23 protein-coding genes are annotated in these 23,915 nt (G+C 64.2%); 14 read left to right on the top strand and 9 right to left on the bottom strand.

Annotated features, from left to right (window positions below; genetic code table 11):
* Positions 1–104: 104 nt before the first annotated feature.
* Positions 105–1,619, bottom strand: a complete 1,515-nt coding sequence (locus MST27_RS15365; protein WP_243606816.1) for a 3-hydroxyacyl-CoA dehydrogenase — start codon at positions 1,617–1,619, stop codon at positions 105–107.
* A 111-nt stretch (positions 1,620–1,730) separates the two neighbouring features.
* Between MST27_RS15365 and MST27_RS15370 the strand changes: the two genes are divergently transcribed.
* On the top strand, positions 1,731–2,177 hold the full coding sequence (locus MST27_RS15370; protein WP_243606817.1) for a PaaI family thioesterase: 447 nt from the start codon (positions 1,731–1,733) through the stop codon (positions 2,175–2,177).
* A complete protein-coding gene (locus tag MST27_RS15375) occupies positions 2,178–3,518 on the top strand; it encodes a hypothetical protein (protein WP_243606818.1) in 1,341 nt (446 codons plus the stop codon).
* A 3-nt stretch (positions 3,519–3,521) separates the two neighbouring features.
* Here MST27_RS15375 and radC read toward each other — a convergent pair whose 3' ends face one another.
* Complete coding sequence (gene radC / locus MST27_RS15380) at positions 3,522–4,196, bottom strand: RadC family protein (RefSeq protein WP_243606819.1); 675 nt, start codon at positions 4,194–4,196, stop codon at positions 3,522–3,524.
* A gap of 119 nt (positions 4,197–4,315) precedes the next feature.
* Here radC and coaBC point away from each other — a divergent pair, with 119 nt between their 5' ends.
* The 4 genes from coaBC (at position 4,316) to argB (ending at position 9,599) form a co-directional block, all read left to right on the top strand.
* Positions 4,316–5,524: a bifunctional phosphopantothenoylcysteine decarboxylase/phosphopantothenate--cysteine ligase CoaBC gene (gene coaBC, locus MST27_RS15385; protein ID WP_243606820.1), complete on the top strand. Its 1,209-nt coding sequence runs from the start codon at positions 4,316–4,318 to the stop codon at positions 5,522–5,524.
* 71 nt (positions 5,525–5,595) lie between these two features.
* Positions 5,596–6,051 carry a dUTP diphosphatase gene (gene dut, locus MST27_RS15390; protein ID WP_243606821.1) on the top strand — a complete coding sequence of 152 codons (456 nt, stop codon included), beginning with the start codon at positions 5,596–5,598 and terminating at the stop codon, positions 6,049–6,051.
* A 38-nt stretch (positions 6,052–6,089) separates the two neighbouring features.
* Positions 6,090–8,672, top strand: coding sequence for a phosphomannomutase/phosphoglucomutase (locus MST27_RS22655; RefSeq protein WP_420864249.1), 2,583 nt, complete (start codon positions 6,090–6,092; stop codon positions 8,670–8,672).
* Between the two features lie 15 nt (positions 8,673–8,687).
* On the top strand, positions 8,688–9,599 hold the full coding sequence (gene argB, locus MST27_RS15400) for an acetylglutamate kinase (RefSeq protein WP_243606822.1): 912 nt from the start codon (positions 8,688–8,690) through the stop codon (positions 9,597–9,599).
* Positions 9,600–9,661: 62 nt separating this feature from the next.
* Here the strand turns inward: argB and MST27_RS15405 are convergent, their stop codons facing one another.
* Entirely contained in the window at positions 9,662–10,246 is a 585-nt protein-coding gene (locus MST27_RS15405) for a DUF4124 domain-containing protein (RefSeq protein ID WP_243606823.1), read from the bottom strand.
* A 315-nt stretch (positions 10,247–10,561) separates the two neighbouring features.
* Entirely contained in the window at positions 10,562–11,203 is a 642-nt protein-coding gene (gene pyrE, locus MST27_RS15410) for an orotate phosphoribosyltransferase (protein ID WP_243606824.1), read from the bottom strand.
* Positions 11,204–11,287: 84 nt separating this feature from the next.
* Between pyrE and MST27_RS15415 the strand changes: the two genes are divergently transcribed.
* Positions 11,288–12,067 (top strand): exodeoxyribonuclease III, encoded by a 780-nt coding sequence (locus MST27_RS15415; protein WP_243606825.1) that lies wholly within the window; start codon positions 11,288–11,290, stop codon positions 12,065–12,067.
* 45 nt (positions 12,068–12,112) lie between these two features.
* Here MST27_RS15415 and MST27_RS15420 read toward each other — a convergent pair whose 3' ends face one another.
* The gene (locus tag MST27_RS15420; RefSeq protein WP_243606826.1) at positions 12,113–12,481 is read right to left on the bottom strand and encodes a DUF4870 domain-containing protein; all 369 of its coding nucleotides are present in this window, start codon (positions 12,479–12,481) and stop codon (positions 12,113–12,115) included.
* A gap of 16 nt (positions 12,482–12,497) precedes the next feature.
* The gene (gene rph / locus MST27_RS15425) at positions 12,498–13,220 is read right to left on the bottom strand and encodes a ribonuclease PH (protein ID WP_243606827.1); all 723 of its coding nucleotides are present in this window, start codon (positions 13,218–13,220) and stop codon (positions 12,498–12,500) included.
* Positions 13,221–13,382: 162 nt separating this feature from the next.
* Between rph and MST27_RS15430 the strand changes: the two genes are divergently transcribed.
* The 6 genes from MST27_RS15430 to MST27_RS15455 all read left to right on the top strand — a co-directional run bounded on the left by MST27_RS15430 (position 13,383) and on the right by MST27_RS15455 (position 20,152).
* Positions 13,383–14,246: a YicC/YloC family endoribonuclease gene (locus tag MST27_RS15430; protein ID WP_243606828.1), complete on the top strand. Its 864-nt coding sequence runs from the start codon at positions 13,383–13,385 to the stop codon at positions 14,244–14,246.
* Between the two features lie 63 nt (positions 14,247–14,309).
* On the top strand, positions 14,310–14,930 hold the full coding sequence (gene gmk / locus MST27_RS15435; protein WP_243606829.1) for a guanylate kinase: 621 nt from the start codon (positions 14,310–14,312) through the stop codon (positions 14,928–14,930).
* Positions 14,931–15,088: 158 nt separating this feature from the next.
* Positions 15,089–15,352 (top strand): DNA-directed RNA polymerase subunit omega, encoded by a 264-nt coding sequence (gene rpoZ, locus MST27_RS15440; protein ID WP_243606830.1) that lies wholly within the window; start codon positions 15,089–15,091, stop codon positions 15,350–15,352.
* Between the two features lie 61 nt (positions 15,353–15,413).
* A complete protein-coding gene (gene spoT, locus MST27_RS15445; protein ID WP_243606831.1) occupies positions 15,414–17,522 on the top strand; it encodes a bifunctional GTP diphosphokinase/guanosine-3',5'-bis pyrophosphate 3'-pyrophosphohydrolase in 2,109 nt (702 codons plus the stop codon).
* Between the two features lie 99 nt (positions 17,523–17,621).
* A complete protein-coding gene (locus tag MST27_RS15450; protein WP_243606832.1) occupies positions 17,622–18,002 on the top strand; it encodes a RidA family protein in 381 nt (126 codons plus the stop codon).
* A 47-nt stretch (positions 18,003–18,049) separates the two neighbouring features.
* Complete coding sequence (locus MST27_RS15455) at positions 18,050–20,152, top strand: CHASE2 domain-containing protein (protein ID WP_243606833.1); 2,103 nt, start codon at positions 18,050–18,052, stop codon at positions 20,150–20,152.
* Between the two features lie 6 nt (positions 20,153–20,158).
* Here the strand turns inward: MST27_RS15455 and MST27_RS15460 are convergent, their stop codons facing one another.
* Positions 20,159–20,752 carry an OmpA family protein gene (locus tag MST27_RS15460; RefSeq protein WP_243606834.1) on the bottom strand — a complete coding sequence of 198 codons (594 nt, stop codon included), beginning with the start codon at positions 20,750–20,752 and terminating at the stop codon, positions 20,159–20,161.
* A 5-nt stretch (positions 20,753–20,757) separates the two neighbouring features.
* A complete protein-coding gene (locus MST27_RS15465; protein ID WP_338052455.1) occupies positions 20,758–21,234 on the bottom strand; it encodes a FecR family protein in 477 nt (158 codons plus the stop codon).
* 116 nt (positions 21,235–21,350) lie between these two features.
* Between MST27_RS15465 and MST27_RS15470 the strand changes: the two genes are divergently transcribed.
* The gene (locus MST27_RS15470; RefSeq protein WP_243606836.1) at positions 21,351–23,444 is read left to right on the top strand and encodes an HD domain-containing phosphohydrolase; all 2,094 of its coding nucleotides are present in this window, start codon (positions 21,351–21,353) and stop codon (positions 23,442–23,444) included.
* A gap of 16 nt (positions 23,445–23,460) precedes the next feature.
* Here the strand turns inward: MST27_RS15470 and MST27_RS15475 are convergent, their stop codons facing one another.
* The gene (locus tag MST27_RS15475; RefSeq protein ID WP_243606837.1) at positions 23,461–23,658 is read right to left on the bottom strand and encodes a hypothetical protein; all 198 of its coding nucleotides are present in this window, start codon (positions 23,656–23,658) and stop codon (positions 23,461–23,463) included.
* Positions 23,659–23,915 lie beyond the last annotated feature (257 nt).

Genomic DNA, 23,915 nt, shown 5'->3' on the forward strand with positions numbered 1-23,915 from the left:
CCCGGACAGCGGCAGCCATCCTTTGGTCGCAGGGCGAACAAGACAGGATGACAGCTTAGCGGCCGCCGCTCGCCAACCTTTAATGCCCCGCGGCGTGCATCGGCCTAAGGAGCGTCCGGCGTAGCCAACGGCAATCCGAGCTGCACCCGGCGGCGCAGCCAGGGGCTGGGCCGGTAGCGCGGTTCCTGCCCGTAACACTGCTGCAGGCCTTCGAGGACGCCAAGAATGCGCGCGGGGCCGTAGTGCTCGGCGAACCCGAGCGGCCCCTTCGGATACCCCAGTGCGACCTGTACGGCACGGTCGAGTGTCGGCAGGCTGGCGATGCCCTTCTGAGCGATTTCGCACCCCAGGTTGACGATGCTGGCGATGACCCGCTGGCTGACGAAACCGGGCGAGTCGTTGATGACCTCCACCGGCACGCCATCGCAGCTCAACGCCTGGCGTGCCTGTGCCTCCAGCGCCGGGTCGAGTGCCGGCTGACGCATCAGCACTCGGCGCTTGTCGAGGTCGCTGAAACAATCGAGCGCCAGGGTCCGCTGGCCCGGCAGCCCGAGGCGCGCAATGCGCTGGCTGGCATCCTCGCCCAGCGGCGTGATCAGGCAAATCGCCCGTTCGGTAGGCGCTTCGCCGCTTTCCAGCACTGCACCGGCTTGCTGCAGCACGGCACCGATACGCCCGCGCAGCTCGGGGTCGAGGCTGTCGAGCCAGAACGGGCGGTCCAGCCGAACCGGTTCGTGCTGCGGCTCGGGGCTGCGCAGCTGTTGGCCGCTCTCGTAGCGGTAGTAACCCTGGCCGGTCTTGCGCCCGAGCAACCCCGCCGCAACACGCTGCGCCGCCAGGTACGAAGGCGTATAGCGCGGGTCCTGGTAGAACTGGTCGTGCACCGACTCCATCACGGCATGCGAAATGTCCAGGCCGGTCAGGTCGAACAGCTCGAACGGGCCCATGCGAAAGCCTGGCCCGTCGCGCAGGATCCGGTCGATCTGCTCGGGCGTCGCGATGCCTTCGCTGAGGATGCGCTGCGCTTCGGTGCCGTAGGCTCGACCCGCATGATTGACGATAAAGCCGGGCGTGTCGGGGGTTACGGCGGGGAAATGCCCGGCATGCTCGGCCAGTTGCACGAGACGGTCGACCACCATCGCCGCGGTCCGCTCGCCGCGCACGACCTCGACCAGTTTCATCAGCGGGACGGGGTTGAAGAAGTGGAACCCGGCCACGCGCTCTGGATGTGCGCAGGCGCTGGCGATACGGGTGACGGACAGCGACGAGGTGTTGGTTGCCAGAATTGCCTCGACGGACACCAGACGCTCGAGCTCGGCAAACAGCCGCTGCTTGGCCTCGAGGTCCTCGACGATCGCCTCGATCAGCAGGTCGCAGCCGGCCAGTTCGTCAAGACGGTGGGCTGGCTGCATGCGCGCGACCACGGCTTCCAACGTCTCGGCGGTCATCCGCCCCTTGGCGACACTGCGCTCGAGCAACTCACGGTTGAACTGCAACGCCTGATCGATGGCTTCGGGGCGGCTATCATGCAGCCAGACCTGATGGCCGGCGCTAGCGAACAGCTGTGCGATGCCGCGCCCCATGGCGCCAGAACCGATGATGCCGATGCGAATGTTCATGCCGCCTCCGGTTACACTTCATATTCCGCAGAGCGGAACATCATTCCACCCAATTGACCAGAAGCCTAAAGACTGCCAGTCTCGTCCGCAACCCACCCGCGACGCCAAGCCATGCCCGCATCGGATTATTGTCCCGCCACGCTGCAACAGGTCCAGGCCTCCGTGACCGGCTTCTTCCAGGAGGTCGGTTGCGAGCTGCTCGCCTATGGCGCCGACCACGCCACCGTCGGTTTGAGCCTGACGGCACAGCACCTGAACAATGCCAGCACCTTGCACGGTGGCGTCATGGCCACGCTGATGGATGTCGCCATGGGTCTGTGCGGTACCTGGGAGGCGGACCCGGCGCAACGGCGGGTCGCCATCACGCTGTCGATGAGCCTCAATTTCAGCGCCCCGGCGCGGGTGGGCAGCCACGTACGTGCGGTCGCACGGTGCCGGTCCTCCGGCAACAAGGTCTTCATGGCCGGCTGCGACCTGCTGGACCAGGACGACCGCCTGATCGCCTTTGGCGAAGGCGTGTTCAAGCGCGGCGCGCTGCGCACCGAGCTACCCGTCTAGATGACCACCCTGCTCCCGCTGGCGCTGGCTTTCGAGTTGCTCGCCCTGCTGACACGCTGGCAGCCGTTGAGCGTGGCCAGCGGCTCGATGCTGATGCTGTTCTTCCTCTGGCATTGGCGCTCGCTGATGCCCTACCCGCGCCGGCTCGGCCTGGTGACCCTGGCGTTGCTGGGTTACTGGCTGGCCAGCGGCGCGGCCGAGCCCGCGCAGGCAGCACGGATGCTGTCCTCCGCTGCCTACTATGCGGCGTTCATCGGGGCGCTCGGCCTCATGCATTGCCTGGTCCGGCGGCTGCACCAGCTCAGCGAACTGCATCGCTTGCTGCTATCCGGACCTCGCGCCTGGCTCTACCCAGCGTACCTGGCGAGCACCTTCGCCATCAGTTCGATCGTCAGCTTCGGCATGCTCAATCTGGTCTGCGGCTCGCTGGACCGACATCTGAACCGAGGCCACTACAGCGACACCCAGCGCCGCGAAGGCCAGCGCGGTGTCATGGTCGTGGCGTTGCGGGGCTTCGCGCTGGTGCCGTTGCTCGCGCCGACCAGCGTCGCCGTGGCAATTCTCACCCGCGAGCTGCCCGGCCTGAGCTGGAGCATGTTGTTGCCGTACGGCGCCCTGGGCGGGCTGTGCTTGTTGCTGGTCGGCTGGCCGGCCGAGAACCGTCGACTCCAGCAGTTGTGCGATCGATCCCCGCCGGATCATAGCGACGGCCCGGCAGCACCGGCCGGATTCGGGGGGCTGCTGGTCGGCAGCCTGATCGGCATCCTGCTGATCGCGGTGCTGGCGGCGACTACCTGGCTCTCGGCGACCCAGGCGGCCATGCTCCTGGTGCCGCTTGCGGTGGTGCTGATACTGCTCTGGCAAGGCACCGGGCTGCGTCAGGTGGCGCGGGAGGTCAGCGACACCCTCGTGGGCATGCGCAACGAAACCTTCATTTTCGCCAGCTCCGCCCTGCTCGCCGGGCTGGTCGCAGCGCTGCTACCCGTTCACCACCTGGCCGCGCACCTCGGCGCGACGCCGTTGGCGCTGTTCGGGCTCGGTAGCCTTGGCGCGCTGGGTGTAATGCTCCTCGCCCTGCTTGGCGTTGCCCCGATCATTTCGCTGAACCTGTGCGCGGCGCTGCTGGCCCAGCTCGCAAGCCAGGGCGTCGATGTGATGCAACCTGCGGTGGCCCTGTTGTTCGGCTTCTCGCTGGCAATGCTGTTGTCGCCCTATGGGCCGTCGGCCTTGCTGCTGGCACGCCATGCCCAGTTGTCGCCCTGGCGGATCGCCTTTGGCTGGAACGGACGTTTCGTCCTCGGCGTGCTCGGACCCTTGCTGCTCCTGCCGCTGCTGGCGTAGGGGCTACATCCAGCCGTGCTCGGCCATCGACAGCGGCTCGCCGTCACCGACGATGAAATGATCGAGTACGCGTACATCGACCAACGCCAGTGCATCGGTCAGTCGGCGGGTCAGATGCCGGTCCGCCTGGCTCGGCTCGGCGACGCCCGAGGGGTGGTTATGCGTCAGGATCAGGGCCGCCGCGTTATGCGCCAGCGCTCGCTTGACGACCTGCCGCGGGTAAACGCTGGCGCCGTCGATGGTCCCGTGGAAGAGCACCTCGAAGGCCAGCACCCGGTGCTTGGAATCGAGAAACAGGCACGCAAAGAGCTCGTGTGGCTCATGGCGCAGGCGAGCCTTGAGGTAGTCCCGCACCGCTTGCGGACTTTCGAGCGCCGAATCACGCCGGATACGCTCGGCCAGGTGGCGCCGGCCCATCTCCAGTACGGCCTGCAGCTGGGCGAACTTCGCCGGCCCCAAGCCCAGGTGACAGCTGAACGCGGCAAGATCGCTTTCCAGTAGCGCGCGCAGGCTGCCGAATTCGGCAAGCAGGTGTCGGGCGAGGTCCACCGCGCTCTTGCCGGCGACGCCAGTGCGCAGGAATATCGCCAGCAACTCCGCGTCCGACAGCATTGCCGCGCCCTGCTCCAACAGCTTTTCCCGCGGGCGCTCCGCCGCAGGCCAGTCCCTTATGCTCATGTGTCCTCCCTGTCGAGCATGCCCCTCGTCCTGTAGGGGCGCTGTGCTATCTTAGCGGCCTTTTAGCGACGGCAACCGGCACGCGCCGGAACCAGTTCTCACCGTAAAAAGGCAGGCCTATGCAGCGGCTTTATCGGAAACGCATCGTCTTGGGCGTCGGCGGCGGTATTGCGGCCTACAAGAGTGCCGAGCTGGTGCGCCGGCTCCGCGACCACGGCGCCGAGGTGCGGGTCGTCATGACCAGCGGGGGCCGGGAGTTCATCACCCCGCTGACACTCCAGGCGCTGTCCGGCCATCCCGTCCACCTGGACCTGCTCGACCCTGCCGCCGAAGCGGCCATGGGGCATATCGAGCTGGCGCGCTGGGCCGATCTAGTACTGGTCGCACCGGCCACCGCCGACCTTATCGCGCGCCTGGCCCAGGGCGTGGCCAACGACCTGCTCACGACCCTGGTGCTGGCGACCAATGCCCCGGTCGCCCTGGCGCCGGCCATGAACCAGGCCATGTGGGCCGACCCCGCGACCCAAGCCAATTGCGCGCTCCTGCAGCAGCGCGGCATCCGCCTGTTCGGTCCGGCCTCTGGCAGCCAGGCCTGCGGGGATGTCGGCCTTGGCCGTATGCTCGAGCCTGACGACCTGGCACAAGCCGCCGCCGACTGCTTCGAGCGCCATCTGCTGACCGGCAAGCACCTGCTTATCACCGCCGGGCCGACCCAGGAAAACATCGACCCGGTGCGCTACATCACCAACCACAGCTCCGGGAAGATGGGCTTCGCCCTGGCGGAGGCCGCTGCGGAAGCCGGCGCACGCGTGACACTGGTCGCCGGGCCGGTGTTCCTGCCCACGCCCGATCGGGTGCAGCGCATCGATGTGGTCAGTGCCCGCGACATGCTCGCGGCCTGTGAAGCCGCAATGCCCTGCGACCTGTTCATCGCCGCAGCGGCCGTCGCCGATTACCGGCCGGAGGTCATCGCCCCACACAAACTGAAGAAGGACCCCACCAACGGCGACGGCCTGTTGCTGCAGATGGTCCGCAACCCGGACATTCTGGCGACGCTGGCCGGTCGCCCGGATCGTCCCTTCAGCGTCGGTTTCGCCGCGGAGACGGAAAACCTGCTCGAGTACGCGACCCGCAAGCTACGCGACAAAAACCTCGATCTGATCGTGGCGAACGACGTCGCCAACCCCAGCATCGGTTTCAACAGCGAAGAAAACGCCGTCACGGTCATCGACCGCCAGCAACACGAGACACGTTTCAGCCAGGCCAGCAAAGGGCATATTGCGCGCCAGCTGATCGCCTATATTGCCGACCGTTATCGCCAGGGTTGAACGCAGCGGAACGCCTTCAGACGCCATGCGCTCCAACACGACGCCCGACCAGACACAGAACAGGCCAGAACATGCACAAGCTCCAAGCGAAAGTCCTCGACCCACGCCTTGGCCGGGATTTCCCCCTGCCCACCTATGCGACCGCTGGCTCAGCCGGATTGGACCTTCGCGCCATGCTGCAGCAAGACCTGGTTCTCGAACCCGGACAGACCGTGCTGCTCCCGACGGGGCTTTCCATTCATATTGGTGACCCAACACTCGCCGCGCTGATCCTGCCCCGCTCGGGGCTGGGGCATAAGCACGGCATCGTTCTCGGCAATCTGGTCGGCTTGATCGACTCGGACTACCAGGGCGAGCTGATGGTGTCCTGCTGGAACCGCGGCCAGAGCAGTTTCACCATTGCGGTCGGCGAGCGCATTGCGCAGTTGATGCTGGTGCCCGTGATCCAGGCGCAGTTCGAGCTGGTGAGCGAATTCGACAGCAGCGACCGCGGCGCGGGAGGCTTCGGCCACTCCGGCAGCCACTGAGACCGATCTCGTCTTTTAAGGATGAACCGAGAAGCTCCATGAAACTATTCAAGCGCTCCGCCAAGGAAACCGGCGTACTCAACCCCGCCGACGCCACTCAGTCCCCACGCCGCAGCTCCGGCCTGGCCCCATTACTCCCCGGCCTGCTCCCCGGACTGATCGGCCTCGTCGCCGCCTCGGCCCTGCTCTGGTTCGCCCAGCAATCGAGCCAGCAAGAGGCCAACGTACAGCTCGCCCAGGCCTGGGGGCAGAGCCAGGCATCGGGCCTCACCCAGGCGCTGCGCCAGTTGGCCGCCGAAACCCGCGCCGCCGCGAACGCTCCGGAAATCCTGCAGGCCTTGCGCAGCGACTCCCGCGACCAGATGCGTGCAGCCGAGCAAGCCCTGGTGTACCGCGATGGCGTGGTCGATGCCCATTTGAGCCTGCGTGGCCAGGCTCGTCAGGACACCGGGCGCCCAGGGCCTCTGAATTTCGCCGCGCTCGACCTGCTGCAGCGCGCCGAGAGTGGCCAGTCTCCCGCGCCGGAGGCCTTCAAGGTCGGCAATAACTGGTTGCTCTACAGTGCAGTCGCGCTGCGGCCCGATCCTCAACAGCCGGCGATCGGCTCGCTGCTGCTGGTCACCACCCTCGATCGGCTGCTGGCCACGCTACCCGCCCTCCCTCCCGAAGCCGGTCAATTGCGCCTCACCCAGCGATTCGCCAATAGCCCTGCGCAGCAACTCAGCCAGCGAGGCGGCGAAGGCCGTGAGGACCGGGCCATCGAACTGCCCAGCGGCAATCCGAACTGGACGCTCACCTTCCTCCCCAGCGCGCAGTTGAGCGCGACCGCGCCCGCTCCTTTGCTACTCTTCGCAGCGGTAATCCTGGCCCTGGGTGGATTGCTGCTCGGCCTGCAGCTGGTGCTCAACGCGCAACAGAAAAGGCTTCGAGAGGATGTTCGCCACCTCGGCCAGATGGTGCAGGAACTCTCCAACGGCAAGGCCATCAAAACACCGACCTTGAGCCTGCCGGCGCTCGATGCGCTGGCCAAGAGTCTGGCCCGTTTGCCGCTCCGCACCGCCGGAATGGCGCCGGCCAAAGCCGCGGCAGCCCCCCAGCCCGCGGTTCGGCAAGCCCCATCCACCGAGTATGTCGACCCCTTGTTCCAGGACACCGATATTCTCGACATCGACATTCTCGACGAGGACCAGGACTGGCTTGGCCTCGACACCAAGGAGCGAGAAACCGCAATGAGCGCCCCCAAAGCCCCGCAATTGCCCGCGAGCATCTTTCGCGCCTACGACATCCGTGGCGTCGTCGGCGAGACCCTGACCACCGAAGCCGCCTACTGGATCGGCCGCGCGGTCGGCTCCGAGAGCCTCGCCCAGGGTGAGCCGAACGTGTCCGTGGGCCGCGACGGTCGTCTATCCGGGCCGGAACTGGTCAAGCATCTGATCCAGGGCCTGGTGGATAGCGGTTGCACCGTCAGCGACGTCGGCATGGTGCCGACCCCGGTGCTCTACTACGCGGCCAACGTGCTGGCCGGCAAGTCCGGCGTCATGCTCACGGGTAGCCACAATCCGCCAGACTATAACGGCTTCAAGATCGTCATCGCCGGCGACACCCTCGCTAACGAGCAGATCCAGGCGCTGCGCCAGCGCATCGAGACCGGCAACCTCAGCGAGGGTGTCGGCCAGGCCGAACCGGTCGACGTGCTGCAGAGCTATTTCAAGCGCATCCGCGACGACATCGCACTGGCCAAGCCGATGAAGGTCGTCGTCGATTGCGGCAACGGCGTTGCCGGCGTGATCGCCCCGCAACTGATCGAGGCGCTGGGCTGCAAGGTCATCCCGCTTTTCTGCGAGGTGGATGGCCACTTCCCCAACCATCATCCGGATCCGGGCAAGCTCGAAAACCTCGAAGACCTGATCGCCAAGGTGAAGTCGGAGAATGCCGACCTTGGCCTGGCATTCGATGGCGACGGCGACCGCGTCGGCGTAGTGACCAACGCTGGCACCGTGGTCTTCCCCGACCGCTTGCTGATGCTGTTCGCCAAGGATGTGGTATCCCGCAACCCCGGTGCCGACATCATCTTCGACGTCAAGTGCACACGGCGCCTGACGCCGTTGATCAGCGGTTATGGCGGCCGCCCTGTGATGTGGAAGACCGGCCACTCACTGATCAAGAAGAAGATGAAGGAAACCGGTGCGCTGCTGGCTGGCGAGATGAGCGGCCACGTGTTCTTCAAGGAGCGCTGGTACGGCTTCGACGATGGCATCTACAGTGCCGTGCGCCTGCTCGAAATCCTCAGCCAGGAAAAGCGCAACGCGGAGCAGGTGTTCGCCTCCTTCCCGAACGACATCTCGACCCCGGAGATCAATATCAAGGTTACCGAGGAGAGCAAGTTCACCATCATCGAAGCCCTGCACCGCGATGCGCACTGGGGCGAGGCAAGCGTTACCACCCTCGACGGCGTTCGCGTCGACTACCCGAAGGGCTGGGGTCTGGTGCGCGCCTCCAACACCACGCCGGTCCTGGTGTTGCGCTTCGAAGCCGAAAGCGAAGAAGAACTCAAGCGCATACAGGAAGTCTTCCGTGCACAGCTTTATACTGTCGCGCCTGACCTCACCCTGCCGTTCTGATCTGCGGAGCCCTGCATGACCCTCAGCCGTGAAGCCGCCACCCAATTCGCCCAGGTACTGTCCGAGGCACTGCCCTACATCCGCCGATTCGTCGGCAAGACGCTGGTCATCAAGTACGGCGGCAATGCGATGGAAAGCGAAGAGCTGAAGACCGGTTTCGCGCGAGACATCGTGCTGATGAAGGCGGTGGGCATCAATCCGGTGGTCGTGCACGGCGGCGGGCCGCAGATCGGCGACCTGCTCAAGCGGCTGAACATCGAGAGTCACTTCATCGACGGCATGCGAGTCACCGACAGCCAGACCATGGACGTAGTGGAGATGGTCCTTGGCGGCCAGGTCAACAAGAGCATCGTCAGCCTGATCAACCAGCATGGCGGAGCCGCCATCGGCTTGACCGGCAAGGACGCAAAGCTCATCCGTGCCAGGAAGCTCAAGGCGACCCGGCAGACGCCGGAGATGACCTCACCCGAAATCATCGACATCGGCCACGTCGGCGAGGTCACCGGCGTCAACACCGAGCTGCTGGAAATGCTGGTGCGCGGCAACTTCATTCCGGTCATCGCACCGATTGGCGTCGGTCCGGACGGCGAGTCGTACAACATCAACGCTGACCTTGTCGCGGGCAAGGTCGCCGAAGCGCTCAAGTCCGAAAAACTGATGTTGCTCACCAACATTGCCGGCCTGATGGACAAGCAGGGACAGGTGCTGACCGGCCTGACAACCACACAGGTGGACGAACTGATTGCCGACGGCACCATTTATGGGGGCATGCTGCCGAAGATTCGCTGCGCGCTCGAAGCCGTGCAAGGCGGCGTTCACAGCGCCCACATCATTGACGGTCGCGTGCCGAACGCTGTACTGCTGGAAATCTTCACTGACATTGGCGTCGGTACGCTGATCACCAACCGCAAGCACACCAGCCACTGACTGACGTTAAAAAGCCCGGCTCTCTCATCGAGAAGCCGGGCTTTTTTCATGGCCTGAGATAACTAGCGCGCATCACCGAGAAGCTCAGCAACGCGGGCACGCTCCTGAGTGAAGCTCACTTCAGCCTGTTTGCGCGCTTGCCGATAGCGTTCAACGTCCCGCTGCAGGCTGGCCTGCTCCCTGCTCAGGTTGTCGATCTGCTTCAGCAACTGGTCCGGCACTGGCCGACCGGCCCGCTCGTGGTTCGCGGCCTGGCTCTGCAGGTTGGCCTGCTGGGTGCGCAGCGACTGCAGATTGCCTCGTGTGATTCCGATGACGCTGTCGAGCTCAGACAGCTTGCGCGTCTTGGCACGCTCGACGTCCTCGACGCTCGCATAGAGCCTCAGGAGCCGCGCATCCGAACCTGCCCGCTCCTTGGCTTCGAGCAGGCGCTGGCGCTCCTCCGCGGTCGGTGCCGGCGGAACCACTCGGGTTACCCGCCCCTGGTCATTCAGGATCTCATAGCCCTTGCCAATGAACTGCGGCGGCACGCCGTGGCGATCGAGCACGGTGACGCCCTTGTCATCGACATAGCGGTACAAGTCGGCTTGAGCCTGAGCAGCGCACAGCACGCCCGACAGCACCAGCACCCAACTCCCTAATCGCATTCTCCAGCCTCTTCCGTATCCGCCGCAGCGAACGCCAGCTCTTGTAGATGGGCTCAGCTTATAGAAGCCCTTCACCGTGATCAGCAAGAAACGCACCAATGCCGACATTCGGCGCATGCCAGGCGACTTGGGCCAAGACGCCTGCCGCGGCGCGCTCTGCGCTATCAGCTGCTCAACCGACCCGGTAGGGATACAGAAATACTATCAGTTCGCCACTATTCCAGCCGAGTGATAGCCGAAAAACGTCAGTTGCTGACACAAAGAAGCGAGCAGATTTGGCATCGATCACAAAACCCGCCTGAGCTGATGAACGGTTCAGATACCGTACTCGTCCCGGTAGGCTTCCACGGCGGGCAGGTGCTGTTTCAGCTGAGCGTCGCCGGCAAGGAATTCCAATACTTGAGCCAGCGACACGATGCTCACAACCGGCATCCCATAATCGCGCTCGACTTCCTGTATCGCGGACAATTGCCCCTGTCCCCGCTCCTGCCGATTGAGCGCGATCAACACACCGGCCGCTTGAGCGGACTGGCCCTCGATGATCTGCATCACCTCACGGATCGCCGTACCGGCCGTGATGACGTCATCGACGATCAACACCCGACCATTGAGCGGCGCGCCGACGAGCGTACCGCCTTCGCCATGATCCTTGGCTTCCTTTCGATTGAAGCACCAAGGCAAGTCCCGCTGATGATGCTCAGCCAGCGAAACCGCCGTCGCGCTTGCCAGTGGGATGCCCTTGTAGGCTGGACCGAAGATGACATCGAATTCGATCCCGCTATCGACCACCGCAGCGGCATAGAACCGCCCCAACTGCGCCAGCGCCGAACCGGTATTGAACAGACCGGCATTGAAGAAATAAGGACTGGTCCGTCCGGATTTCAGGGTGAATTCACCGAAGCGCAGAACACCGCGCTCGATGGCGAAGCGAATGAATTCGCGCTGGTACGCCTGCATGAAGGATATTCCCGGAAGACACTGATTTAGCTAATTGCAAAGAGCTTGGGTTATCATACACGCACGTGTTTTTAGGGGCCATTTATGCGGATCATCAGCGTCAATGTGAATGGTATTCAAGCAGCAGCACAGCGGGGCTTGCTCAGCTGGCTGCAAGCGCAGAATGCCGATGTCATCTGTCTGCAGGATACCCGCGCCTCCGTAATCGAACTTGACGACCCGGCCTACCAACTCGACGGGTACTTTCTGTACGCCGTCGATGCGGAAATTCCTGAACAGGGTGGTGTCGCGCTTTATTCACGCCTGCAACCGAAGGCCGTGATCATGAGCCTCGGATTCGAAACCGCCGACCGCTACGGCCGTTATCTACAAGCCGACTTCGACAAGGTCAGCATCGCCAGCCTGCTACTGCCAACCGGTCGCGGCGGCGACGAAGATCTGAACCAGAAATTCAAGTTCATGGACGATTTCGCCCATTACCTCGACAAGCAGCGACGCAAACGGCGCGAATACATCTATTGCGGATCATTGTATGTCGCTCACCAGAAGCTCGACGTCAAGAACTGGCGCGACTGTCAGCAGGCGACGGGTTTCCTGGCACCCGAGCGGGCCTGGCTCGATGAGATCTTCGGCAACATGGGCTACATCGACGCATTGCGCGAAGTAACCCGCGAAGGCGACCTTTACAGCTGGTGGCCCGACACCGAGCAAGCCCAGATGCTGAACCTTGGCTGGCGCTTCGATTACCAGATCCTGACCTCCGGCATGCGCCGCTTCGTACGCAATGCGCGACTTCCGCGCCAGCCGCGCTTTTCCCAGCACGCACCTCTGGTCGTCGACTACGACTGGACGCTGAGCCTCTAGCGCGATCATGTACGGTGGGCGCCAGGCCCACCGACCGCATTCAGGCTATTTGACGATCCGCCAGCAGAACGGGTAGCGATAGGGCTTGCCCTCGTTCGCGCGAATGCCGGCGATTACCACGAGCACCAAGGTCACGACGCTGATCAGCGCCATCAAGGGGAAGCCGATCAGTATCCAGGCGAGCACACCGCAGATCATCATCAGAATGCTGAAGGTAATCTGGAAGTTGAGCGCTTCCTTGCCCTGCTCGTCGACGAACGGGTCCATGTCCTTTTTCAGTTGCCAGACGATCAGTGGCCCGAGAACGTTACCGATCATCGGCACCAGGAACCAAAAAAACGCCGAGTAATGACAGAACATGGCCCACTGTCGCGCTTTCGGCGAAGGCAGCGGCATCAACTCCTGACCGGACATGGCACCCTCCTTCGGATCAATCCGCTAGTGCTGCAAGCTGCAGGGCGAAGAGCTCCTGCATGCCGCTCTGCGCCAACGAGAGCATCGCGTTGAGCTCGGATGGCTGGAAAGGCGCACCTTCGGCCGTTCCCTGTACCTCGATGAAGCCGCCCGTGCTGGTCATGACGACGTTGAGGTCGGTTTCCGCAGCCGAATCCTCCAGATAATCCAGATCGAGCACCGGCTCGCCCTGGTAGATACCTACCGAAACGGCAGCGACCATCTGCTTGAGCGGGTCGCCGTTCTTCAACCCGCCGCGCTTCTTCAGAAGTTTCAAGGCATCGGCCAGTGCGACCATCGAGCCGGTAATCGAGGCAGTGCGCGTACCGCCGTCGGCCTGGATCACATCACAATCGATATACAGCGTGTTTTCTCCGAGCTTGCTCATGTCCAGCGAGGCCCGCAAGGAGCGCCCGATCAAACGCTGGATTTCAAGGGTCCGGCCACCCTGCTTGCCACGACTGGCCTCGCGCTGGTTACGCTCGCCCGTGGCACGCGGCAGCATGCCGTATTCGGCGGTGAGCCAACCCTGCCCCTGACCCTTGAGAAAGCGCGGCACGCCGTTTTCGATGCTCGCCGTGCAGATCACCTTGGTATCACCGAATTCGACCAGCACCGAGCCTTCGGCGTGCTTGGTGTAGTTGCGGGTGATGCGAATCGGACGCAGCTGATCGGCGGCGCGGCCACTGGGACGCTTCATGTGGGGTTCCTGCTTTTGGCGATGGGAGTGGCCGCATTATAGGGGCCAGCGCATGAATTAGGGGCGACCAGGGGCAAGCGGTGGTAGCACACGGGCCCGTCGAGCACCAAACGGGGCATTTTCCTTTACAATCTCCGGCCTTTCATCACCGAGGGTACCCCCATGATCCACAGCATGACCGCCTTCGCCCGCGCCGAGATGGCCGGCGACCACGGCACCCTCAGCTGGGAGATCCGCTCGGTGAACCATCGTTACCTGGAGCCGCATCTTCGGCTCCCGGAAGCCTTTCGCGACTTGGAAGGTGCGGTTCGCGACGCCCTGCGCAAGGGCCTCTCGCGTGGCAAGGTCGAATGCACGCTGCGCTTCGCCGAAGATGCTGCCGGCCGCTCCATGCAAGTCGACGAAGCGCGGGCGCGTACACTGATCGCGGCGGCGGAAGATGTCGCCGCGCTGCTCAAGCAGCCCGCACCGATCAACCCGCTGGACGTGCTCGCCTGGCCGGGTGTGATTGTCGGTGACGCAGCCGATCCGCAGGCGCTGGGCAACGCCGCCCTGAAATTGTTCGACAAGGCATTGGCGGAGTTGAAGGCAGGCCGTCAACGCGAGGGCGAAGGACTGGCGCGCCTGATCAACGAACGCCTCGATGCCATCACTCAGGAAACCGCCACACTGCGGGCTCAGGTGCCGCAAATGCTTGCCGCGCAGCGTCAGAAGGTGCTCGATCGCTGTGCCGAAATGCGCGTCGAGCTGGATCCGCAGCGGCTCGAGCAGGAGCTGGTGCTGCTGGCACAGAAGAGCGACGTGGCCGAGGAGCTCGATCGGCTCGCCACCCACGTCGGCGAGGTCCGCCGCGTACTGCAATCCGGCGGCGCGGCGGGTCGCCGGCTGGACTTCCTCATGCAGGAACTCAACCGAGAGGCCAATACCCTGGGGTCCAAAGCGATCGATACACGCAGCACCCAGGCGGCGGTGAACCTGAAGGTGCTGATCGAGCAGATGCGCGAACAGGTCCAGAACATCGAGTAGCGATCGCAGTCGATGAAGGCATCACCTGCCGCTGCCAATATCAAAGTCAAAGGTCAGAAAATCATGTCAGCCTCCACCGGTACGCTCTACATCGTTTCCGCGCCCTCCGGGGCGGGCAAGACCAGCCTGGTCAAGGCACTGCTCGATGCCCAGCCGCAGGTCAGGGTATCGGTCTCGCACACCACGCGTGCCATGCGCCCGGGCGAGGTGGATGGCGTCAACTACCACTTCGTCAGCCGCGACGCCTTTCTCGAACGCCTCGCGCAGAACGAATTCCTCGAGCATGCCGAAGTGTTCGGCAACCTCTACGGGACTTCGCAGCGCTGGGTCGAGCAGACCTTGGATGAAGGTTACGACCTGATCTTGGAGATCGACTGGCAGGGCGCGCAGCAGGTGCGCCGGCTGATGCCGCAGGCGAAGTCCATCTTCATCCTGCCGCCGACCCAGGAGGCACTTCGCCAACGCCTGACCAATCGCGGCCAGGACAGCGACGAGGTCATCGAGAAGCGGATGCGTGAAGCGGTCAGCGAAATGACGCATTACGTCGAATACGACTACCTCGTCATCAATGACGACTTTGCCCACGCGCTGATCGACCTGCAGGCCATCTTCAGAGCTAACCAGCTGCGCCAATCTTCACAACAGCGGCGATTCGAGGGTTTGCTCAAGCAGCTGCTGGCCTGAGCGACAGGGCCACTCAAAACAGCCGCCCGCTTGGTTCACCCAGCGATACCGGCCAGGGTTTCGGCTTTTTACCGCTTCCCTATTGGCTGGTGATTTTTTAGACTATCCCGTCCGCTCGCCCATTCGGGCATGCTTTACCGCAATTGATGAGGAACACCATGGCCCGCGTTACCGTCGAAGACTGCCTGGACAACGTAGATAACCGCTTCGAGCTGGTCATGCTCGCCACCAAGCGCGCGCGCCAACTGGCCACCGGCGGCAAGGAGCCCAAGGTTGGCTGGGAAAACGACAAGCCCACAGTCGTTGCGCTGCGCGAGATCGCATCGGGCCTGGTGGATTACGACGTGATCGCCCAGGACGACGTGGTCGATGACGAACCGCTGTTCATCCAGTACGAGGAAGAGCCCAACGAGGCCCTCTGATACGAATGCCAGGTCGAAGTCGAATCGTCCGCCAAGTGCCGCGCCGGCAAGGAGCACTGCCTTGCCAGCCATAGACGCGCTTGCCGATCGCCTGTCGACCTACCTCGGTGCCGACCAGGTCAATCTGGTCCGCCGTGCCTATTTCTACGCCGAGCAGGCCCACGACGGCCAGCGGCGGCGCAGCGGTGAAGCCTACGTCACCCACCCCCTCGCGGTAGCCAACATCCTTGCCGACATGCACATGGACCATCAGAGCCTGATGGCCGCCATGCTGCACGACGTCATTGAGGACACCGGCATCGCCAAGGAAGCCTTGACCGCCCAGTTCGGCGAGACCGTCGCCGAGCTGGTCGACGGCGTCAGCAAGCTTACCCAGATGAAGTTCGAAACCAAGGCAGAAGCCCAGGCCGAGAACTTCCAGAAGATGGCGATGGCCATGGCGCGAGACATCCGAGTCATCCTCGTCAAGCTGGCCGATCGCTTGCACAACATGCGCACCCTGGAAGTGCTCGCTGGCGAGAAGCGCCGGCGCATCGCCAAGGAAACCCTCGAGATCTATGCCCCCATTGCCAATCGACTGGGCATGCATTCGATGCGTGTCGAGTTCGAGGACCTGGGCTTCAAGGCGATGCACCCGATGCGTTCGGAGCGCATTCGAGCAGCGGTTCGGCGGGCACGTGGCAACCGCAACGAGATTGTCGAAAAGATCGAGCAATCACTGATCCACTGCCTTGAGCGCGAAGGGCTGCAAGGTGAGGTGATGGGTCGCGAAAAGCACCTTTACAGCATCTACAAGAAGATGCGCGGCAAGCGCAAGGCGTTCAACGAGATCATGGACGTCTACGCCTTCCGCATCGTGGTCGACAAGGTCGACACCTGCTATCGCGTCCTCGGCGCCGTGCACAGCCTCTACAAGCCTCTGCCCGGACGCTTCAAGGACTACATCGCGATCCCCAAGGCCAACGGCTACCAGTCCCTGCACACCACGCTGTTCGGCATGCACGGTGTGCCCATCGAAATCCAGATTCGCACCCGCGAGATGGAAGAAATGGCCAACAACGGGATTGCTGCCCACTGGCTCTACAAATCCAACGGCGAAGAAGCGCCCAAAGGCACGCATGCGCGCGCACGCCAATGGGTCAAGGGCGTGCTCGAATTGCAGGAGCGCGCCGGCAATTCACTGGAATTCATCGAGAGCGTCAAGATCGACCTGTTTCCCGACGAGGTCTACGTCTTCACGCCCAAGGGCAGCATCATGGAGCTGCCGAAAGGCTCGACCGCGGTGGATTTCGCCTATGCGGTGCACACTGACGTCGGCAACACCTGCATCGCCTGCCGGGTCAACCGTCGTCTGGCGCCGCTTTCACAAGCGCTCGAGAGCGGCAGCACGGTCGAAATCGTCACGGCGCCGGGGGCTCGGCCCAATCCCGCCTGGCTGAACTTCGTCGTGACCGGCAAGGCGAGAACCCACATCCGTCATGCCCTCAAGCAGCAGCGCCGTTCCGAGTCGATCAACCTGGGCGAGCGCCTGCTCAACAAGGCGCTCACCGGCTTCGAAACCAGCCTCGAGAACATCTCTCAGGAACGCATCCGCACGGTACTCAACGAGTACCACATGGAATACGTCGAAGACCTGCTCGAAGACATCGGCCTCGGCAATCGCATGGCGTACGTCATCGCCCGTCGCCTCGTGGCCAGCGAAGGTGAACAGGCGCCGAGCGCCGAAGGGCCGCTGGCGATCCGCGGCACCGAAGGCCTGGTGCTCAACTATGCCAAGTGCTGCACGCCGATTCCGGGCGACCCCATCGTCGGTCACCTATCGGCCGGCAAAGGCATGGTGGTGCACCTGGAAACCTGCCGCAACATCGCCGACGTACGCCACAACCCCGACAAGTGCATCCAGCTGTCCTGGTCGAAGGACGTCGCCGGCGAATTCAATGTCGAGTTGCGCGTGGAGTTGGAGCATCAGCGCGGCCTGATCGCCCTGCTCGCCGGCAGCGTGAACGCAGCCGACGGCAACATCGAGAAGATCGGCATGGACGAGCGCGACGGCCGCATCAGCATCGTCCAGCTGGTGGTCAGCGTGCATGACCGGGTTCATCTGGCACGCGTGATCAAGAAGCTGCGTACCATCAAGGGCGTCACGCGTATCACGCGAGTCAAGGCCTGACAGGCATTCAACTCCAAGAATGCCTCGTTCAGCCTCCAGCGCATGCGCCGGCTTTTCCTTTATCCTTGGCCTTTCGTTCAAATCCCGCAGGAGCTACCCGTGAGCAAGACCGTCATCTCCACCGACAAAGCCCCCGCTGCCATCGGCACCTATTCGCAGGCCATCAAGGCCGGCAACACCGTCTACCTGTCCGGCCAGATCCCACTGGACCCGAAGACCATGGAACTGGTGGAGGGCTTCGAAGCGCAGACGGTCCAGGTGTTCGAAAACCTGAAGGCGGTCGCCGAAGCTGCGGGAGGCTCGCTGAAAGACATCGTCAAGCTGAACATCTTCCTGACCGACCTCGCCAATTTCGCCACCGTCAACGAGGTGATGAGCCGCTACTTCCAGCAGCCCTACCCCGCGCGTGCCGCGATCGGCATCGCGGCGCTGCCGAAGGCTGCGCAGGTCGAGATGGACGCCATCCTGGTGCTCGAGTGACGGCCCATTTCGCCTGATCGAACGGCCGATTGCAGGGAGCGCGACGGATGACGCCACCCGGCCGTCTGACGCCGCGCCTGCTGCTCGCTTGCGCCGGCCTGCTGACAGCCTGCGCGCTCTATCTCGCCGAACCCGCGCTGCTGCAGACGCTGCGCAACGCACTGTTCGATCAGTACCAACGCTGGCAGCCGCGTACGCCACCGGCTCAATCGCCAGTGCGGGTACTGGATATCGACGAGGAAAGCCTCGCCCGCCTGGGCCAGTGGCCCTGGCCCCGTGACCGAATGGCGCAACTGCTCGAACGGCTGAGGCAGGCCGGCGCCGCCGTCGTGGTCTTCGACGTGCTTTTCGCCGAAGCCGACCGCAGCGCGGCGGCGCACCTGTATGCACAGCTACCCGCCGATGTTGCGGCGCAGCTCGATCAGTTGCCGGACCCGGACGAAATCTTCGCCACCGCGCTGGCACAGCAACCCGCCGTGCTCGGTTTCGCTGCGACTCGCACCCCCACCTCCAACCTTCCGCAAAGCCGGTTCGCGGTTCGGCTGACCGCCGAGGCCGGCGCGCCCAGCGTGCCCGGCTATGCCGGTGCCGTCGTCCCCTTGTCGGCCCTGGGCCGCAACGCCTTGGGCACTGGCGCGATGACGTTCGAGTCCGACCAGGACGGCGTGGTACGCCGCGTTCCACTGATGATCCGAGTCGGTAACCATCTCTGGCCGTCGTTGACCGCTGAAGCGCTGCGCGTCTATCTGCAGCAGTCCCTCTATCGCGTCGACGCCAACCGGCACGGGGCATTGTCCGAGCTGGGAATTGGCAACCTTCGATTGCCGACCAACCGGCGTGGCGAGCTCTGGATTCATTACCGCGAGGACATGTCGGCGCAACGCCTACCCGCCTGGCAGGTTCTCGAGGGGCACGCCGCCTCGCAAATGAAGGGTGCCGTCGTGCTCGTCGGCAGTTCGGCGCAGGGCCTGCAGGATCTGCGCTTCAGCCCCCTCGGGGGCATGATTCCCGGTGTGGAGGTGCATGCCCAGGCGATCGAACAGGCCTTGTCGGGCACCCCGCTGCAACGCCCTCATTGGGCCGCGCCGCTGGAAGCCGCGACCCTGTTGCTCGCCGCCCTGCTGCTCTGTGCGCTGACGCTCGGTACTGGCGCGCTGACCGGTGCGCTCACCGCCACCACCCTGCTCGCCACGCTCAACCTTGGCGCCTGGTGGGCTTATTCACGGCACGGCCTGCTGCTCGACGCCTTCAATCCCTCCATCGGCCTGCTGCTTGCCTACCTGGGTGCGAGCATTGCCCGCCACCTCGCCAGCGAGCGCCAGCAACGCTGGGTCCGCGGTGCCTTTTCCCGCTATATCTCGCCCAACCTGGTCGAGTATCTGGTGCGCCATCCCGAGCAACTGCGCCTGGGCGGGGAACGCCGACATTGCAGCTTCGTCTTCACCGACCTGACGGATTCCACCCGCCTGATGGATGGCCAGCCGCCTGAGCGCGTGGTCAGCCTGCTCAACGACTACCTGGACGGCATCATCCAGATTGCCTTTCGTCACGAGGGGACGCTGGAGCGCATCATGGGCGACGGCATGGCGATCCTCTTCTCCGCCCCCCTCGCCCAGCCCGATCATCAGCGCCGCGCCCTCGCCTGCGCCCTGGAGATCCGCCGTTTCACCCGCGAGCACGCCGCCGCCAGGCAAGCGGCCGGTGTCGCCCTTGGCTGCACCCGCATCGGGGTCCACAGCGGGGAGGTGGTCGTCGGTAATTTCGGGGGATCCACGCTGTTCGACTACCGCGCGCTGGGCGATGCGGTCAACGTTGCCGCACGCCTGGAGAATCTCAATCGGCATCTGGGTACCGACCTCTGCGTCTCGCAGGCGATCCGCGACGCCAATCCGGCCCAGCCGATGCGGCCGATCGGCGACGTGCAGCTCAAAGGCAAGGCGGCGCCCATTCGCCTCTACGAACCCTGCGAGTCAGCGCCCGACGAAGCCTACGAGGCGGCGTTCGCCCTGATCGCGACCGACAGCGACCGCGCACGGTCTGCGTTCGAACAGTTGCAGGCACAGCGGCCAGGCGATGGTCTGGTGAGATTCCAGCTGGAGCGACTTCGGGCGGGGGTGTGCAGCGAACGCATCGTGATGACGGCGAAGTAGGCGCGTTCAGCGCACGCTGATCTCGACCCGCCGGTTACGCGGCTCGGACACGCCGTCTGGTGTCGGGATCAGCAGGTTCCGCTCGCCGTGGGACGCGACCCGGAGATCGATGACCTCGATGTGCCGGCTGCGCAGCAGCTCGGCAACCGCCGTCGCGCGGATCAGACCAAGCTGCTCGTTCCACAGCGGCCCGCTGAGGGTATCCGTATGCCCGATCACCGACACCGCCGAAGGACCGCGCAGGCGGATCGCCTCGACAACATGCTCGATGGCCTGCTTGGACGGCTCGGTGAGCTCGGCACTGCCGATCTCGAAGTACAGCTGGAAGCGTTGCGGCAGTACCGGCTGCGCCGCAAGGGCCTCGGAGAAATCGCGGGCGATGCGCAGATCGCCGACCTCGAAAGGCCCGGCACCGATGCCCAGCGAGCCAATCTTCGCGCCCTGATGCTTACGATCGAGTCGCGTCTGGCCGCGTGCATCATCGATGACCACCGCACCCGTCGTACCGTCGGGGCTCTCCAGGAGGACAACGTAGTCCCCGGTGGCACAACCCGAAGCCAGCATGACGAAGCCGCACAGCCCCAGCAGGTTTTGTCGCATCCGCCTCACTCGCCGACCTTGACCAGAAAATGCGTGCCGCGCACACCGATGGTGCCGGTCGGCGTCTTCAGCTCGACCGCCTCGGGCTTGAGCTTGGCGATCACCCCGGAGATGAAGTTGAGCGTGCCCTGGGTGATACGGGCGCTGAGCCTGAGCTCCTCGCGGGCCGGCTCGAACGCGTAGTCGTCGAGGATGAATTCGCTGTTAGGCCCGAACGACATCACCGTATTGTCGCTCAGCGTCACACCCATCGCGCCGCCGGGGCCGGTTCGCAGGGTCGCGCCGGGTATGATCGCCTGGCCGACGCGCGCTTCGATGGTCTGACCTCGGCTGGTGACGCTGGCTTCACCCTGCACCTTCATGATGTAGCCGACCGGCTCGCCGACGACATCCTCCGCCGTCGCCCAAGCCGGCACGGCCAACAGGCCAAGGACGAGTACTGTTCGGGCAAATTTCGACACTGCATCCATCTTCGAGACCATGATCAATGTACTCTCCCTAGCCGGCCAAAGGCCTGCGACATGGCGCACCTGCCGCCGCGTGGTGTGGTCGCCATCATTTCTGGCACATCCGTCAAGTAACCGCCGCAGGATGCAGTATGACCTCCAGCAAATACAAGCTCAGCTACGAAACCTGGGCCGCAGTGCTCGTTGCCACCTTCGTGCTCCTGCCGACCGTACCGGCTCTGATGCTGGTTGGCTTCGAATGGTTCGATCTTCGCCGCCTGCTGCTCACCGAATTGCTGATCATGTTTTTTGGCCTGCCGCTCTTGTTCGGTGGCCTGGCGACGCTGCGCCGTTCACTGCATGCCTTCGCCGAAGATGCCAGACGCATCCGCGAGCTCGACTTCAGCAGCCGCGAGCGCCCCGGCTCGCCGATCCGCGAACTGGACGATCTGCACCACCAGCACGATGCCATGCGCCGCTCCCTGCAGGCACAGAACCACGCCCTCGAACAGGCTCAGGAAAAGCTCGCCGGTCTGGTCGAGAATGGTTTGCTGCTGTCCTCCGAGCGTGACAGGCACCGGCTGCTCCAGCACATCCTCCTGCAGGGCAAGCGCATCTGTAACGCCGATGCCGCCACCCTTTACCTGATGACCGATCACGACAGCCTGCGCTTTGCCCAGCGCTCGAAGGCCGACCCGCTGCCTGCCTTCGAGTTGCCGCTGCACGATCCGGTCACCGGACAGCCCAACGAGCAGCACGTGTCCACCTATGTGGCGCTGCGCAAGGAAACCGTGGTCATCGATGACGTCTACCGCGAGGATCGCTTCGACCTCTCCGGTACACGGCACTTCGACCTGGAGTCCGGCTATCGGACGGTATCGATGCTCTGCGTGCCGCTGGTTGGCCACAGCGGCGAGGTACTGGGCGTTCTGCAGTTCATGAATGCCATGGACCCCACGACTCGCACACCGACCCGCTTCTCCCGCCAGAATCTGAGGTTCGTCGAAGCGCTGGCGTCGCAGTCGGCCGTCGCCCTCGAAAACCAGAACCTCATCGACTCACAGACGGCGCTGATCGACGCCATGATCGAGATCCTCGCTGGCGCCATCGACGCCAAGAGCGCACACACTGGCGGGCACTGCGCCCGCGTGCCGGAGCTCGCCATGTTGCTGGCCGAGCAGGCCAGCGCCGCCGAGCAGGGCCCGCTGGCGGCGTTCCGGTTCGAGACCGAGGAGCAGTGGCGGGAGTTTCGCATCGGCGCCTGGCTGCACGACTGCGGCAAGATCACCACGCCCGAGCACCTCGTCGACAAGTCGACCAAGCTGGAAACGCTCTACAACCGCATCCACGAGATTCGCCTGCGTTTCGAAGTGCTTCTGCGTGACGCCATGATCGAGCGCCTCCAGGCACTGGCCGCCGGCGCACCGAGCGAAACCGTGGAGGCCCGCCACGCCGAGACGGTCGCTCGGCTGCATGACGAATTCGCCTTCGTTGCCGCCTGCAACATCGGAGGCGAGCAGATGGCGCCGGAAACCATCGAGCGCCTGCAGCGGATCGGCGAACAGGGCTGGACCCGCCATTTCGATGATCGTCTGGGGATTTCGCACGAAGAGGCGGCGCGCTTGGCAGACGTCCCGCGTCCGCCTTTGCCAACTACCGAACGGCTATTGGCGGACAAACCCGAACACCGCATCCCACGCCCGCCGACCAAAGCCCAGGACCCTCGCTACGGATTCAAGATGACGGTGCCCGAATACCAGGCGAATCTGGGCGAGCTGTACAACCTGAGCGTGCGTCGCGGCACGCTGACGGCCGAAGAGCGGTTCACGGTCAACGAACACATCGTGCAGACCATCGTGATGCTGGAGAACCTGCCCTTTCCCCGCAACCTGCAACGCGTGCCCGAATACGCCGGCACGCATCACGAGACGCTGCTCGGTACCGGCTACCCGCGCCAACTGGGGCCGGAACAGCTGTCGATCCCGGCGCGGATCATGGCCATCGCCGACATCTTCGAGGCATTGACCGCCTGTGATCGCCCCTACAAGCAGGCCAAGCCGCTGAGCGAGTCGCTTCGCATCCTGGCGGGCCTGCGCGACAGCGGCCACATCGACGCCGACCTGTTCGCCCTGTTCCTCACCTCCGGGCTGCACCTGACCTACGGCGCCCGCCATCTCAAGCCCGAGCAGATGGACCAGGTGGACATCGCCGAGCTGCTGCAGCCTCCGGCGTCGCCCGTGGCGTGAGCCCCCGCCGCGTCGCTCAGCTGGCGACGCGGTTTTCCCACAGGGTGGTGTCGGCGAGCTGGCAGGTGTCGACGTAGCGCGGCACGCCGCTGATCTCCTCCAGCTCGGTGGTTCCGGCCAGCTGACTGACGATGCGGTAGCGCTTGCCGGCGGTCTTGTCGTGCAACGGATATAGCGCCGCGATCTGCTGCGCGAGTTCGGTGAGGGTGGACATGGGGCGGGTACTGCTCTGGGTACGAAAAGCCAGCCTATTTACTATGGAATCGCAGCAATTGCGCGCGGCAGCCGACGCCTAGCAGGCCGCTCATCGGAACGCCTCGCCAGGCCTCGTCAGCGCCCTCGACAAACCCCTTCATCCGCCCCCAGCGGCGACCTCTCTCGACTTGTTCCACTTGTTCTAACCGCGGCATTGCCGGCTGCGCCGCGTTGGGACGGCGTGACCCGGTGCGCACCATCGGCGGGCGCCGAAGC

Source organism: Stutzerimonas marianensis (assembly GCF_022810315.1).
Classification (GTDB): Bacteria; Pseudomonadota; Gammaproteobacteria; order Pseudomonadales; family Pseudomonadaceae; genus Stutzerimonas; species Stutzerimonas marianensis.